At 56.2% G+C, this 14,439-nt stretch carries 13 protein-coding genes; all 13 read right to left on the bottom strand.

What is annotated here, in order from left to right:
• Position 1: 1 nt before the first annotated feature.
• A complete protein-coding gene (locus AB7E06_RS06650; protein ID WP_230017806.1) occupies positions 2-388 on the bottom strand; it encodes a ComEA family DNA-binding protein in 387 nt (128 codons plus the stop codon).
• A 116-nt stretch (positions 389-504) separates the two neighbouring features.
• Positions 505-1,503, bottom strand: a complete 999-nt coding sequence (rfaD, locus tag AB7E06_RS06645) for an ADP-glyceromanno-heptose 6-epimerase (RefSeq protein WP_094197119.1) — start codon at positions 1,501-1,503, stop codon at positions 505-507.
• A complete protein-coding gene (rfaE1, locus tag AB7E06_RS06640; protein ID WP_094197120.1) occupies positions 1,500-2,429 on the bottom strand; it encodes a D-glycero-beta-D-manno-heptose-7-phosphate kinase in 930 nt (309 codons plus the stop codon). Before rfaE1 ends, rfaD begins: the two co-directional genes overlap by 4 nt.
• Positions 2,426-3,673 (bottom strand): lipopolysaccharide assembly protein LapB, encoded by a 1,248-nt coding sequence (gene lapB / locus AB7E06_RS06635; RefSeq protein ID WP_108727675.1) that lies wholly within the window; start codon positions 3,671-3,673, stop codon positions 2,426-2,428. The genes rfaE1 and lapB overlap by 4 nt, the downstream gene beginning before the upstream one ends.
• 16 nt (positions 3,674-3,689) lie before the next feature.
• Entirely contained in the window at positions 3,690-4,022 is a 333-nt protein-coding gene (locus AB7E06_RS06630) for a lipopolysaccharide assembly protein LapA domain-containing protein (protein ID WP_094197122.1), read from the bottom strand.
• Positions 4,023-4,136: 114 nt separating this feature from the next.
• Positions 4,137-4,496, bottom strand: coding sequence for an integration host factor subunit beta (locus AB7E06_RS06625; RefSeq protein ID WP_026482971.1), 360 nt, complete (start codon positions 4,494-4,496; stop codon positions 4,137-4,139).
• Positions 4,497-4,501: 5 nt separating this feature from the next.
• The gene (gene rpsA, locus AB7E06_RS06620; protein ID WP_022983279.1) at positions 4,502-6,220 is read right to left on the bottom strand and encodes a 30S ribosomal protein S1; all 1,719 of its coding nucleotides are present in this window, start codon (positions 6,218-6,220) and stop codon (positions 4,502-4,504) included.
• 84 nt (positions 6,221-6,304) lie between these two features.
• Entirely contained in the window at positions 6,305-6,982 is a 678-nt protein-coding gene (gene cmk, locus AB7E06_RS06615; protein WP_427955822.1) for a (d)CMP kinase, read from the bottom strand.
• Positions 6,979-8,301, bottom strand: a complete 1,323-nt coding sequence (gene aroA / locus AB7E06_RS06610; RefSeq protein WP_094197124.1) for a 3-phosphoshikimate 1-carboxyvinyltransferase — start codon at positions 8,299-8,301, stop codon at positions 6,979-6,981. The genes cmk and aroA overlap by 4 nt, the downstream gene beginning before the upstream one ends.
• Positions 8,298-9,182, bottom strand: a complete 885-nt coding sequence (locus AB7E06_RS06605; protein ID WP_427956021.1) for a prephenate dehydrogenase — start codon at positions 9,180-9,182, stop codon at positions 8,298-8,300. Before AB7E06_RS06605 ends, aroA begins: the two co-directional genes overlap by 4 nt.
• Before the next feature lie 326 nt (positions 9,183-9,508).
• Positions 9,509-10,600, bottom strand: coding sequence for a prephenate dehydratase (gene pheA / locus AB7E06_RS06600; RefSeq protein WP_094197126.1), 1,092 nt, complete (start codon positions 10,598-10,600; stop codon positions 9,509-9,511).
• Positions 10,593-11,702 (bottom strand): 3-phosphoserine/phosphohydroxythreonine transaminase, encoded by a 1,110-nt coding sequence (gene serC, locus AB7E06_RS06595; RefSeq protein ID WP_094197127.1) that lies wholly within the window; start codon positions 11,700-11,702, stop codon positions 10,593-10,595. Before serC ends, pheA begins: the two co-directional genes overlap by 8 nt.
• Positions 11,702-14,386, bottom strand: a complete 2,685-nt coding sequence (gene gyrA / locus AB7E06_RS06590; protein WP_094197128.1) for a DNA gyrase subunit A — start codon at positions 14,384-14,386, stop codon at positions 11,702-11,704. The genes serC and gyrA overlap by 1 nt, the downstream gene beginning before the upstream one ends.
• Between the last annotated feature and the right edge of the window lie 53 nt (positions 14,387-14,439).

Below are 14,439 nucleotides of genomic sequence, written 5' to 3'. Positions count from 1 at the left end.
GCTACGGCTTTCTTCTTATATCCGCGCCGACCGTATTGGAAACGGCCTTGCTGGCCGCCTTGGCGGGCTCCACTTTCAAACCCGACTGCTCCATCGTAATAATCTTTTTGGCACCTATCCCTTTAACCCGGTCTGCCAAATCCTGTAGAGAATCAAAGGGGCCACCACGCTGACGTTCCTCAAGGATCAGCTCGGCCGTCCGGGGGCCAATGCCCTTGATTTGCTGGAGCTGCTGGGCATCCGCGGTATTCAGGTCGATTGCCGTCGCCAACCCCCAAGGCCCAAACAAACATAGGGCAAGCAGGACGCGCAAAACAGCACCACACCAGCGTTGCATCGAACGCAACTGGCGATTGGAAACAGGGGACGACTGGGCAGAGGTACACATGATAAAGGCTCCTTGAAAAGAAGCCTTTATGGTGCCGCCTAGATGATTGAAAAAGCGGCCAGAAGCGCGCGTTTAGCCATGCGTGGCAGCCCGCATGGACTTTCTTGTCCTGGCTCTTAACGCAGAGCGCCTGACTGAAGCAGACGACGTACGTACTCGGCCACGCCGGTCTGCACGTCATGGAAAGGCTTGTCGTAGCCAGCGGCACGCAATTGAGTCAAGTCAGCCTGCGTGTGGCTTTGATAACGGCCTTTCAAATCATCCGGGAATGGGATGTATTGCAGGAACTGTTGCGTCACCAAATCTTCCAATTCCAAGGCAGGCAAACCATCGTGTTCGCGCAAGGTGTTGACGACCGTTTGGGCCACATCATTGAATGGCTGAGCACGACCCGAACCGCAATTGAAAACACCGGACTGCTTGTCTTGACCCAGGAAATGCAGATTCACCGACACCACGTCATCAATAAAGACGAAGTCGCGCTGCTGGCCACCATCCACATAACCATCCCAACCACCAAACAGCAGCACATGACCGTCACGGCGGTATTGCAGCATATTGTGATAAGCCACCGATGCCATGCGCCCTTTGTGCTGCTCTTGTGGACCGTAGACATTAAAGTAGCGCAAACCCACCACGGGTGCGCTCAGTCTATCCAGATGACGACGCAGCACTTGGTCGAACAGGAACTTGGAATAACCGTAAACATTCAAAGGGGCTTCGTTACTAAGGTCTTCGGCGTACAGCGGGCCCGCACCGTAAACAGCGGCGGACGAAGCGTACAGGAGAGGGATGCGCTTGGCCTGGCAATACTCAAAGATTTCCAGTGTCACGCGATAGTTATTGTCCATCATGAACTGGCCATTGCGCTCGGTGGTGTCCGAACATGCGCCCTGATGCAGCACAGCTTCAATATTGGAGAACTCGTCCCGCGCCAAACGGGCACGGAAATCATCCTTGTCCATATAGTCGGCAATTTGACCATGCACCAGATTGACGAACTTGTCGCCATCGCTCAGGTCGTCCACCACCAGAATGTCGGTCACACCCTGCTGGTTCAGGCCTTTCACCAAATTGCTGCCAATAAAGCCAGCGCCACCGGTCACTACGATCATGCCAATTCCTTTGCCGTCACAATGGACGTACCCAATTTTCCGACCACGATACCACCGGCACGATTTGCCCAGCGCATGGCCTGCAACCAATCCAGGCCAGCCGCTCGCATCACCGCCAGCGTTGCCAATACCGTGTCCCCGGCACCCGAGACATCAAACACCTCTTGTGCCTGGGCATCCACATGCTCACGCCCCTGCTCGGTGAACAAGGTCATGCCTTGCTCGGAACGGGTAATCAGCAAGCATTCCAAATTCAGCTTGCGACGCAAATCCTGGGCGCGTCGCATGAGATCATCTTCATCTTTCCAAGCACCCACGGCTTCCTGCATTTCCGAACGATTCGGGGTCAGAATAGTGGCGCCCTGGTAACGCTCGTAGGTCTTGCCTTTGGGGTCGACCAAAACGGGAATATTCTTGGAGCGTGCCAAGGCAATCAGGCTTTCCACCTGCGCCAAAGCGCCTTTGGCGTAATCAGACAAAACCAGCACCTGATGCTGATCCAACAGGTCGCTCATATTTTGCTGTAGCTGCTCCAGAGCGCCGTCAGCAGGGCTTTCTTCAAAGTCCACCCGCAACAACTGCTGCTGACGACCCAGTACTCTCAACTTCAAGGAAGTGGGCATCAGAGGGTCTTGCACCCAGTGGGCCTGAACATGGTCGGCTCTCGCCAAGTCTTGCACTGTCTTGCCCGCTTCATCCTGCCCAATCACGCCAAGCAAGCTGGCTTGAGCACCTAAAGCAGCAATATTGCGCGCCACGTTGGCAGCACCACCCAAACGATCCTCCACCCGGCCCATCTTGACCACGGGAACAGGAGCCTCGGGGGAAATACGATCCACATCACCAAACCAGTAACGGTCCAGCATGACATCGCCTACTACCAGTACACGACTGGCGGCGACGGCTTCACCTGGAAACGTCATCATTTCAACTCCTCAAGGCGCCGAGGGGCATACGTCTCCCAGGAGTTGCAACCAGGACATTGCCAGTAAAAATGGCGAGCCTCAAAGCCGCAAGAACTGCAAGAATATCGATCCAGGCGCTGTGTATGCCTGTGAATCAAAGAACGCAGCAGACTTAAATCCGCGCCCGCAATAATTTGATCGACACCGACCGCTTCTGCGCCTTCGGCACCTTCCTTGCTCTGCCCTTGATCCTGGAGTTCGACTTCCAGCATCTTGTCCAGACCCAATAAAGAAGGATGGGCGCGCAAGGCATCGCGCGCAAAGGCCCAGGCCTGCAAATGGCCTTCCTGTTCACGCAGAACGCGGAACAGCACATTGAAAATATCCAGGCTGGGGTGCTGCTGATAATGACTGCGCAGCATGGCAACACCTTCTTCACCACGACCCAGCTTGCGATAACTGTCCAGCAACTCGGTAGCGTACAGACCCACATATTCGGGGGCACTGCTCAGGATGGACACCAGATAGGCACGCTCCTGCTCGTTCTGCCCTTGCATACGCGCAACACGAGCACGCAAACCAGCAACCCGAGCCTGGGAGGCATACATGCCCTGGCCAGTACCCAATTTGCGAATGGCATTATCAGCCTCGTCCAAGGCTTTGGCAGCACGTTCGAAATCAGGCTGCTTGCCCTGCAAGGCCCCCTCGGCCTGCTCACACTGGTAATGCACCAACTGCGGCACGGGCTCGTCGACCAGGGCTCGCAGGCGGCGCACCGCTTCGATCGCACGTGGCCAATCATGCTCGGACTCATAAATACGAATCAAAGCGCGCATGGCCGGTATCGCAAACCGCGTTTCACGCACCGCCTCAAAAGCGGCTTCAGCCCGATCCAGCATGCCAGCTTTGAGGAAATCCTGGGCAATCTGAAACTGGGCATTTTCACGATCTGCAACAGGCAGATCGGCACGCGACAGCAAACTTTGATGCACACGGATAGCGCGCTCCATTTCGCCTCGACGGCGAAACAGGCTGCCCAGTGCAAAGTGCAGCTCGGTGGTTTCAGGGTCCAGTTTGGCCACTTCCACAAACGCATCAATGGCACGATCCGGCTCTTCATTGAGCAGGAAGTTCAACCCCTTGAAATAGGAGTCCGGCAACGTGCGGGTTTCGGACATCATTTGCCGAAAATCCACCCGTGCTGCGACCCAACCCAAGGCAAAAAGAATGGGTACAAAAACCAACCACCAGGTTTCAAAATCCACTGTTTACTCCAACGGCTTACAAAGGCGCCAAGGGGGCGACGGTCTCGGGCGCAACAGCAGCCGTATTCACAGGCGCTTGCTGCACTTGCTCGAGCCTGTCTTGCAAACGGTCCATTTCGCGGCGCAAGCGGTTGACCTCGCGACGGCGACGCATGACTGCACCCACCATCAAAAGCAGCCCCAACACCAAGCCTAAAATAAACGCGGCCAGCATCACGACGATCAGCGGGACGTCTTGAATAATATGCTCGGCAAAGAAGCTGACCTGCACGGGTTCGGTGTTTTTCAGTGCGAACAGCAGCACGATCACAAAAACGAGCAGACGCAGTACCCAGACTAGATAGCGCATTTTTAGGGCTCCAACAGTGTTTTTATAATGTCTGATTGTACGTGCAAGCGGAATTTAGCGCACACGCAAAACAGGCCCTGTAAAGGGCCTGTGTAATCAGTGTGCAAGTAGGTCTTAACCGTGACGGACTCTCGCATTGAGCTGCTCGAAGGCTGAGGACTGGTCGTCCGCCTCGATTTGCTCTTGCTCAAGAAAGACAGAATCGACTCGCTCGCGCAACTCCTTACCCGCTTTGAAGTGAGGCACCTGTTTACCAGGCACCATCACTTTTTCACCGGATTTGGGATTGCGCCCTACCCGCGGCGAGCGGGTAGAGAGCGAAAAACTGCCAAACCCTCGGATTTCGATCCGCTGACCACTGGCCAGAGCCTGGGTCATCGAATCCAAAACCGTTTTCACGGCGAAATCCATATCGCGCAGAGCCAGCTGCGGATAGCGACTGGCCAACAACGCGATCAGCTCAGACTTTGTCACGCTGATTAACCGTCGTCACGTTGCTGCTGGTCCAGCTTGGCACGCAGCAGAGCACCCAGATTGGTCGTACCGGACGAAGCGCTGGCTTCGGTCAGGCGGGCCATGGATTGAGCGGTTTCGGCAGTATCACGAGCCTTGATGGACAACTGAATCGAACGGGTCTTGCGATCCACGCTCAAGATCATGGTTTCGATTTCCTGACCTTCTTTCAGAGCCGTCGTGGCATCTTCAACACGACCCGAGGAGATCTCGGAGGCGCGCAGGTAGCCTTCAACGTCCAGCGACAGAGTAACAACCGCACCCTTGGCTTCGACCGACTTGACGACGCCGCTAACCACAGCACCCTTGTCGTAAGTCGCTACGAAGTTGTTGAATGGATCGCCTTCCAGCTGTTTGATACCCAGGGAAATGCGCTCTTTGTCTGTGTCGATACCCAGAACCACGGCGTCAACTTCGTCGCCCTTCTTGAAGTTGCGAACGGCTTCTTCGCCCGTCTCGGACCAGGACAGGTCGGACAGGTGAACCAGACCGTCGATGCCGCCTGGCAGACCAACAAACACGCCAAAGTCGGTGATGGACTTGATGCCACCGCGAACCTTGTCACCGCGCTTGAAGTTGATGGCGAAATCTTCCCATGGGTTGGCACGGCACTGCTTCATGCCCAAGGAGATACGACGACGATCTTCGTCGATTTCCAGAACCATGACTTCGACTTCTTCACCCAAGGTCACAACCTTGCGTGGGTCAACGTTCTTGTTGGTCCAATCCATTTCGGATACGTGAACCAGACCTTCGATACCGTCTTCCACTTCAACAAATGCACCGTAATCGGTCAGGTTGGTAACCTTGCCGAACAAACGGGTGTTTTGTGGGTAGCGACGTGCCAGACCGATCCATGGATCTTCGCCCAGCTGCTTGACGCCCAGGGAGACGCGGCTCTTTTCCTGATCGAACTTGAGAACCTTGGCTTCGATTTCCTGACCCACCTGCAGAACTTCGGATGGGTGACGAACACGGCGCCATGCCATGTCGGTGATGTGCAGCAGACCGTCGATGCCGCCCAGATCCACGAACGCACCGTAATCGGTGATGTTCTTGACGATACCTTTGACGATAGCGCCTTCGGACAGGGTTTCCAGCAATTTCTGACGCTCTTCGCCCATGGAGGCTTCCAGCACAGCGCGACGCGACAACACAACGTTGTTACGCTTGCGATCGAGCTTGATAACCTTGAATTCCAGGGTCTTGCCTTCGTATGGCGTGGTGTCCTTGACAGGACGCAGGTCAACCAGCGAACCAGGCAAGAAGGCACGGATGCCGTTGGTCATGACAGTCAGACCGCCCTTGACCTTACCGGTGATGGTACCGTTGACCAGCTCGCCGGACTCAAGCGCTTGCTCGAGGGACAACCAGGCCGACAGACGCTTGGCGCGGTCGCGGGACAGGATGGTGTCGCCGTAGCCGTTTTCAAAGGCATCGATAGCCACGGAAACGAAGTCACCTGCTTGAACTTCCAGTTCGCCCTGATCGTTCAGGAACTCTTCCAGAGGGATCAGTGCCTCGGACTTCAGGCCAGCATTGACCAGAACGTAGTTGTGGTCAATACGCAGAACCTCGGCGGAGATAACTTCGCCGCTTTTCAGGTCTTGGTTTTTAATGCTTTCTGCAAACAAATCGGCAAAGCTTTCGCCGCCCGTTGCGTCTGTGTGAAGGTTAGTGGACATTAAATCAATCCGTTAGCCAAAATGGCCATAAAAAACACACCAGGCAGAACCCGGTGGAGTGAACAAAGCCCGATCAGCACGGGATTAGGCTGTCGGGACCGCAATACCCGACCAAAGGTCGAGCACCTTATTTACAACTTCCTGGATGCTGAGCTGGGAAGAATCCACAATGTGGGCACCCTGCGCAGGCACGAGCGGGGCATGGGTTCGAGAACGATCACGTTCATCGCGCGCACGCAAATCCGCCAAAAGACTCGTAAGATTAGCAGAAATACCCTTTTCGCTCAACTGTTTACAGCGTCTTTGGGCTCGCACTTCTGCATCTGCCAGCAAAAATATCTTTAAAGGCGCGTCCGGGAACACAACGGTGCCCATATCGCGCCCATCGCCCACCAAACCGGGCGCAACGCGAAAATCCCGCTGCCGTTGCAAAAGCGCCTCACGCACCAGTGGCAGAGCTGCCACTTGCGAAGCCAGATTACCTACTTCTTCCTGACGGATAGCATCACTGACATCGTCGCCGTCCATGTAGATATGGGGGTAGTCAAAACGCACGTTCAGGTTCTGGGCGGCGTGCTGGACCTGAGCCTCGTCCTGCACACCCACACCACGACGCAGGCAGGACAAGGCTGTCAAGCGATACAAGGCACCGCTATCGAGCGTATGCCAGCCCAGCCGCTGCGCAACCAGAGAGGCAATCGTTCCTTTACCGGAAGCCGTAGGACCATCAATGGTAATGACGGGAATGCTCTGTTCTGTCATGCCTGCACCAATTGTTCAAAAACAGAAAAATACTCGGGGAACGTCTTGCTGACGCAGGCAGGATCCAGAATAGTGACCGGCACCGGGCCAAAGCTGGCCAGCGAAAAACACATGGCAATGCGGTGATCATCATAGGTTTCAATGCTGGCTGAACGCCATTGATCGGCCGCAATAGGATGCACAGTCAGCCAATCCGGCCCGGATTCCACTGTCGCGCCCAGTTTGCGCAATTCGGCCTGCATGGCATCAATACGATCCGTTTCCTTCACGCGCCAGCTGGCGATATTACGCAAGGTGCAAGGACCATCAGCAAACATGGCCATGGCCGCCGCCGTCATGGCCGCGTCGGGAATGTGGTTAAAGTCCAGATCAAAGGCCTTGAGCTTGTCGCCCTTGGCCACGGACAAGCCAGAGACAATCAGCTCGTTGGCATGGCGTTCGATACGGGCACCCATAGCCTGGGCCACATCCGCAAACTGAATATCACCTTGCAGACTTTCTGTACCCACACCCTGAATGCGCAGCGGACCACCCCCAATCGTTCCCAATGCAATGAAATACGAAGCGGACGAGGCATCGCCCTCCACGGCATACAAACCGGGGCTGACATAAGTAGCATCGGCAGGGACCGTAAAGCTGCTCCAACCGTCGCGCTCTACCTGCACACCGAAACGCGCCATCATGGCCAGGGTGATTTCAATATAGGGCTGGGAGATCAACTCCCCTTGCACTTCAATACGTAAAGGCTGACCCGTACGAGCGGTCAACAAGGGTGCGGCCATCAACAAGGCTGTCAGAAACTGGCTGGATACCGAGCCTTTCACCGACACGTAACGCTGATCTGCTTGGGCCAACTCACCAATCGCCAGGGGAGGATAGCCTTCCGCACCCAGGTAGTGCACCTCGGCCCCCAGGCTACGCAGCGCGTCTACCAGATCACCAATGGGACGCTCATGCATGCGAGCAATACCGCTAAGATTGAAGCGCCCTCCCATCAAACCCAAGGCAGCGGTCAAGGAACGGAAAGCCGTGCCGGCATTCCCCAAAAACAGATCGGCATCGCGATGTGCAAAAGGAGCGCCACCGTCAATCACCACCACGCCCTGTCCAAGATCCTGCACCGCCACGCCCATTTGCTGCAAAGCAGCCATCATGACGCGGGTATCATCCGAGTGCAGCAAACCTTCCAGGCGGGTTTGCCCTTGGGCCAAAGCGGCCAGCAAAAGGGCTCGATTGGAAATGCTCTTGGACCCTGGCAATTGCAGTTGCCCGCTGGCACGACTGACCGGGTTCAAAACAAGACTGTCACTCTGACTCATTGCAAACCACTCCTACTTGCCCAAAAACGGCGCGCTAAAGCAGCGCGCTCTAAAAATTCGTATAAGGCCTGACCATCCTGATCCTGCAAGGCCTGTTCAGCCTGATCCAAAGCCTGACGTACTTCCTGTAACTGCCCCAGGACGGCCTCGCGATTGCTCAGGAAAATATCGCGCCACACCTCCGGTGAACCGGCGGCAATACGGGTGAAATCCCGAAAACCCGTCCCCGCCAAGGCAAAGCGTTGATCCGAGTTCGCACTGGAGGCTACCTGCCACATAAAGACCGAGGATAGAAAATGCGGCACATGGCTGACCGAGGCCAGCACTTCGTCGTGCGTAGCCGGGTCCATCAACATGACCCGCGCCCCGCAGGCCTCCCAAACCGCAATCAAACGTTCGCGTGCACTGACACTGTTTTCTTCCAGAGGGGTCAAAATGACATTACGGCCGTCGTAAAGATCAGCACGTGCGGCTTCCGGGCCTACGGTTTCCGCGCCCGCAATAGGGTGGCCGGGAACAAACTGGCCGATACGATCCCCCAGCGCCTCACGCGCCACACTGACCACATCGACCTTGGTGCTGCCTGCGTCGCTAATCAATGTATGGTCACGCAAATGGGGACGCAGGCTTTTCAATGTCGAGGCCATGGCACCAATAGGCGTAGCCAGCACAATCAAGTCTGCTTGCTGCGCGGCTTGTTCCAGCGTGACGACCTCGTCGATCAAGCCCAGCTCCTGAGCTCGTCGCAAGCTCTTCAGTTGCCGACCTACACCCAGCACTTTTCCAACAGCCCCGGAGCGCTTGAGCGCTAGAGTCAAAGAGCCGCCAATCAAACCGACCCCAACGACCGCCAGCACTGGAACCAAGGGCGGCGACGCCATAGTTTCTGATGACGCTATCATGATTAATTCCGTTCCCTCTCAGGCCGTCCATGCTGCGCGTATTGCGTGAAATAGCACCAGCAAAACCGGGATATTGATGCAGACTTTGCCTGACTGCTGCGTGAACGCCATCAAGGGGTTAAAGCAATGCGCAAAGCCTCTATTCTGCCTAGCCACGTCTTGATGAAACAGAGCATCAAACGGCTGCTTAACACATGCCAAAACAAGCCGATTTTGCACAAACCACCTGTCGCAGCCCGTCCCAGCAGGCAATCAGGCCTTGAGAGGGAAAATTTCCCCACTCAGGCCTTTCTTGTTTCCGATGCTTAAAAGTCGTTTACGGGGTAAGAACCCAGAATCTTGAAAAAGGCGACTTGTTTCTTCAATTCAGCCAAAGCCGCTGCCATGGCAGGCTCGTCACGATGGCCGATCAGGTCTACGTAGAAATAATATTCCCACTGCCCTGTCCGTGCAGGACGCGACTCCAGACGAGTCATGGAAACGCCATGTACCGCCAACGGAGACAGCATGTCATAGACAGCGCCAGCCCGGTTGGGCACGGCCAGAATGATGCTGGTCTTGTCGTTGCCGCTAGGCAAGGACTCGATGTTACCGATCGCCAGGAAACGTGTGCGGTTATGCGGATCGTCCTGGATACCGGCTTCCACCACGCCCAGATTCCAGGCAGTGACAGCGGTATTACCGGCAATCGCCGCCACGGTGGGGTCGGAAGCCGCAATGCGAGCGGCCTCCGCGTTGCTGGAAGCGGCTTCACGCAAAAGCTGGGGGTAGTGCTTTTGCAGCCAGTTCTGACACTGCGCCAAGGCCTGCGGATGAGCCATCACCCGAGTGACGCCTTCCATGGTGCCGGTCTGGGTCAGCAGATTGTGGTGTACACGAATCGAGCGCTCGCCCAGGACACGCAAGGGCGAGTTCAGCAAAAGATCCAAGGTGCGGTTAACCGCACCTTCGGTCGAGTTCTCGACGGGCACCATACCCACTTCTGCTTGCCCCACCTCGACGCTGCGAAAAACCTCATCGAAGGAGTCACACTGCAGGCCATCCAGAGCATGACCAAAATGTTCGTAAGCGGCTTGCTCGGAAAAAGAGCCTTGTGGACCCAGGTAAGCCACGCGCAATACGCTTTCCAGACCGCGGCAGGCAGAAATAATCTGCCCCCACACGGCTTCCACTGCGGCAGGAGTAAACGGGCCATCATTTTCAGACTGCAAGCGACGCACAATACGTGCCTCGCGCTCGGGCTTGAGGATGACTTCCTCTGTATTGAAGTCCTGCTTGATCTTGCCCACTTCCAAAGCCGCACGAGCACGCTCGTTAAGCAACTCCAGGATCTGGCGATCCAGCTCATCAATACGATTGCGCCAAGGGAGCAGGCGCTCAGTTAAGGTATTAGCCATTCCGTCGTTCAAAATCAGTCATGAAATCGATAAGTGCCTGCACACCCTCCAGCGGCATGGCGTTATAAATAGAAGCGCGCATACCACCCACGCTCTTGTGCCCTTTCAGGGAGGTCAAACCCGCTGCCGTGGCCTGCTCCAGGAACAAGGCGTCCAACGACTGATCACGCAACAGGAACGGTACGTTCATGCGCGAACGGTAAGCCGGATGCACGGTATTGGTATAGAACTCGGAGGCATCCAGAAAGCCATACAAGGCCTCGGACTTGGCCGCATTGCGGGCCTGCATGGCCGCCACACCACCCTGGCGTTCCAGCCACTTGAACATCAGGCCAGCCATGTAGATCGAGTACGTAGGCGGCGTGTTGAACATGGACTGTTGCTTTTCGATGTTGGCGTAATTGAACGCCGACGGGCACAGATCCATGGCATGGCCCAACAAGTCCCTGCGTATCATCATCAAAGCAATACCGGACATGCCAGCATTTTTCTGGGCACCCGCGTAAGCAACCGACACGCGCGAGAAATCAATCGGGCAGGACAAAATATTGGACGACACGTCGGCAACGACGGGGACATCCAGCTTGGGAATATCGTTGAACTCTACGCCACCAATGGTTTCATTGGTGCAGACGTGCAAGTAAGCTGCGTCCGGGCGTACATCCCATTGGGAAGGCTCGGGGAACCAGGTCCAGGGCGCCCACTCCTTGCCCTGGTCCTGCCAAGTCTGTCCGCTGGTGCCGGCAACGCGAATGTCACCGTAGCGCTGAGCCTCTTCGCAGGACTTGACCGACCAGCTGCCCGAAAGCACGTAGTCGGCCTTGCCACTACCATTGCGCTGGATCAGGTTCAAAGGCAGCAGGCCATTCTGGCCCTGTGCCCCACCCTGCACAAACAACACGGCGAAATCATCCGGCACGGACAGCAAAGCGCGCAAATCGGCTTCTGCCTCGTCACGCACCCCCATATAGTCCTTGCTACGGTGGCTCATTTCCATGATGGACATGCCTGTGCCGTGCCAATCGGTCATTTCAGCGGCAGCTTGTTCCAGCACCTCCAACGGCAGCATCGACGGGCCTGCCGAAAAATTCCATACACGCATTACTCGTTTTCCTCGCCAGAAGGGTCCGCCTGATCTTGGGCGGAATCAGTTTGATTGTCCTGCTCAAGACCTTCTGGCGCCTGACCGTCTTCGCCCAGCTCGGCGTCGACCTCGTCATCGGTCTCTACCACGCGGTACACACCAGACAGTTCGCTGTCGTCATCGACGCTGATCAAGGTCACACCTTGCGTTGCACGACCCATTTCACGGATCTCGGCCACACGCGTCCGAACCAGCACACCCGCGTTGGTAATCAACATGATTTCGTCGGTTTCACGAACCAGGACGGCACCTACGACCTTGCCGTTACGGGCCGAAGTCTGGATGGCAATCATGCCCTTGGTGCCACGACCGTGACGCGTGTATTCGCCAATCGGAGTGCGTTTGCCAAAACCGTTCTCGGTCGCGGTCAGCACGGATTGCGTTTCGTCCTCTGCCACCAGCAAGGCGATCACGGACTGCCCCTCTTCCAGAGTCATGCCGCGTACGCCACGGGCGGCACGGCCCATTGGACGTACATCGCCTTCATCAAAGCGCACCGCCTTGCCGGCGTCAGAGAACAACATGACGTCGTGAACACCGTCGGTTAGCTGAGCCCCGATCAGGTAGTCGCCCTCGTCCAGACCCACAGCGATAATGCCGGCCTTGCGAGGGTTGGAGAAGTCGGACAGCGGGGTCTTTTTGACCGTGCCGCGCGAGGTTGCCATGAACACGAACTGATCTTCGCTGAACTCCTTGACGGACAACACCACGTTGATCTTCTCGCCCTCTTCCAGAGGGAACATATTGACGATAGGCCGGCCACGCGAGTTACGTGAACCTTGTGGCACTTCCCAGACCTTGAGCCAGTACACACGGCCACGGTTGGAGAAGCACAGCAAGTAATCGTGCGTGTTGGCGATGAACAGCTTGTCGATCCAGTCGTCCTCTTTCATGGTGGTGGCCTGTTTGCCACGGCCACCACGACGCTGAGCTCGGTATTCAGACAGCGGCTGGCTCTTGATGTAGCCGGTATGCGAGAGAGTCACCACCATATCCATCGGGGTGATCAAGTCTTCGGTATCCAGTTCGGTCGCGTTGTGCTCAATTTGCGAGCGACGAACATCCTTGCCGGTCGCCGAGAACTCGTCGCGCACGGCGATCAGCTCGTCGCCAATAATGGCGGACACACGGGCGGGACTGGCCAGGATGTCCAGCAAGTCGGCAATCTTGTCCATAACCTCGCGGTACTCGTTAACAATCTTGTCCTGCTCCAGGCCGGTCAAGCGCTGCAAGCGCATGTTCAGAATTTCCTGGGCCTGAACGTCGCTCAGACGGTACAGACCTTCCGAGCCCATGCCGAATTCGGCACCCAGATTATCCGGACGATAAGCCTGACGGCCACCCACAATGGCGCTGGTATCAGCACGGGCCAACATCTCGCGCACCAGACCGGAATCCCAGGAACGAGCCATCAGCTCGACGCGGGCAACCGGCGGCGTAGGAGCGGCCTTGATGATTTCGATGAATTCATCAATATTAGCCAGGGCGACAGCCAGACCTTCCAGCACATGACCGCGCTCACGCGCCTTGCGCAGTTGAAACACAGTGCGACGGGTGACCACTTCACGTCGGTGACTAAGGAAGTAATCGACCAACTGTTTCAGGTTAAGCAAACGGGGCTGGCCATCGACCAGTGCCACCATGTTCATCCCGAAGGTCTCTTGCAACTGCGTGTTCTTGTAGAGGTTATTCAGCACCACTTCCGGCACTTCGCCACGCTTGAGCTCAATGACCAAACGCATACCGTCCTTGTCGGACTCGTCGCGAATATCGGAAATACCCTCGATGCGCTTTTCGTTGACCAGCTCGGCAATGCGTTCTTGCAGCGACTTCTTGTTGACCTGGTAGGGGATGGCGTCGACCACAATGGCCTGACGGTTGCCCTTTTCCATGTCTTCAAAGTGCGTACTGGCGCGCATGATGACGCGGCCACGACCGGTGCGATAGCCTTCACGCACACCGGACATGCCATAAATAATGGCGCCAGTCGGAAAGTCGGGAGCCGCAATGTATTCGATCAGTTCATCGACCGTGCACTCGGGGTGGCTCAGGCAATACAGACAGCCATTGACCACTTCAGCCAGGTTATGCGGTGGAATATTGGTAGCCATACCCACGGCAATACCCGAGCTGCCATTTACCAGCAAGTTGGGCAGACGCGAGGGCAACAGGGCCGGTTCTTTTTCGCTGCCATCATAGTTGGGCACGAAATCCACGGTTTCCTGGTCAATATCGGCCAGCAGTTCGTGGGCGATCTTGGCCAGACGGATTTCGGTGTAACGCATGGCTGCGGCGTTATCCCCGTCGATGGAACCAAAGTTACCTTGCCCGTCGACCAGGGTGTAGCGCATGGAAAAGTCCTGCGCCAGACGCACGATCGTGTCATAGACGGCAGAGTCACCATGAGGGTGGTACTTACCGATAACATCACCGACGATACGAGCCGACTTCTTATAGGCACGATTCCAGTCGTTATTGAGTTCATGCATGGCGAACAGAACACGGCGATGCACGGGCTTCAAACCATCTCGCACGTCGGGAAGAGCACGGCCCACAATCACGCTCATGGCGTAATCGAGGTAGCTGCGGCGCATCTCCTCTTCAAGCGAAACGGGAAGCGTCTCCTTGGCAAAGGAATCCATAGGTCAATTCTTTATAGATATGGGTTAAGCAGTAAGCCAGCCGTAAACGGACA

Origin of the sequence: Alcaligenes sp. (genome assembly GCF_050255915.1) — a bacterium.
Lineage (GTDB): Bacteria > Pseudomonadota > Gammaproteobacteria > Burkholderiales > Burkholderiaceae_B > Alcaligenes > Alcaligenes aquatilis.
This window is presented reverse-complemented; position numbering and strand designations above follow the sequence as displayed.

Bases quoted from the DNA above. Each gene is read 5' to 3' on its own strand.
- cmk (WP_427955822.1), bottom strand. From the start codon at position 6,982: ATGACAGAACAGAGCATTCCCGTCATTACCATTGATGGTCCTACGGCT.
- gyrA (WP_094197128.1), bottom strand. From the start codon at position 14,386: ATGGATTCCTTTGCCAAGGAGACGCTTCCCGTTTCGCTTGAAGAGGAG.
- rfaE1 (WP_094197120.1), bottom strand. From the start codon at position 2,429: ATGATGACGTTTCCAGGTGAAGCCGTCGCCGCCAGTCGTGTACTGGTA.
- pheA (WP_094197126.1), bottom strand. From the start codon at position 10,600: ATGGCTAATACCTTAACTGAGCGCCTGCTCCCTTGGCGCAATCGTATT.
- aroA (WP_094197124.1), bottom strand. From the start codon at position 8,301: ATGAGTCAGAGTGACAGTCTTGTTTTGAACCCGGTCAGTCGTGCCAGC.
- rfaD (WP_094197119.1), bottom strand. From the start codon at position 1,503: ATGATCGTAGTGACCGGTGGCGCTGGCTTTATTGGCAGCAATTTGGTG.
- rpsA (WP_022983279.1), bottom strand. From the start codon at position 6,220: ATGTCCACTAACCTTCACACAGACGCAACGGGCGGCGAAAGCTTTGCC.
- serC (WP_094197127.1), bottom strand. From the start codon at position 11,702: ATGCGTGTATGGAATTTTTCGGCAGGCCCGTCGATGCTGCCGTTGGAG.
- AB7E06_RS06605 (WP_427956021.1), bottom strand. From the start codon at position 9,182: ATGGCGTCGCCGCCCTTGGTTCCAGTGCTGGCGGTCGTTGGGGTCGGT.
- AB7E06_RS06630 (WP_094197122.1), bottom strand. From the start codon at position 4,022: ATGCGCTATCTAGTCTGGGTACTGCGTCTGCTCGTTTTTGTGATCGTG.
- AB7E06_RS06650 (WP_230017806.1), bottom strand. From the start codon at position 388: ATGTGTACCTCTGCCCAGTCGTCCCCTGTTTCCAATCGCCAGTTGCGT.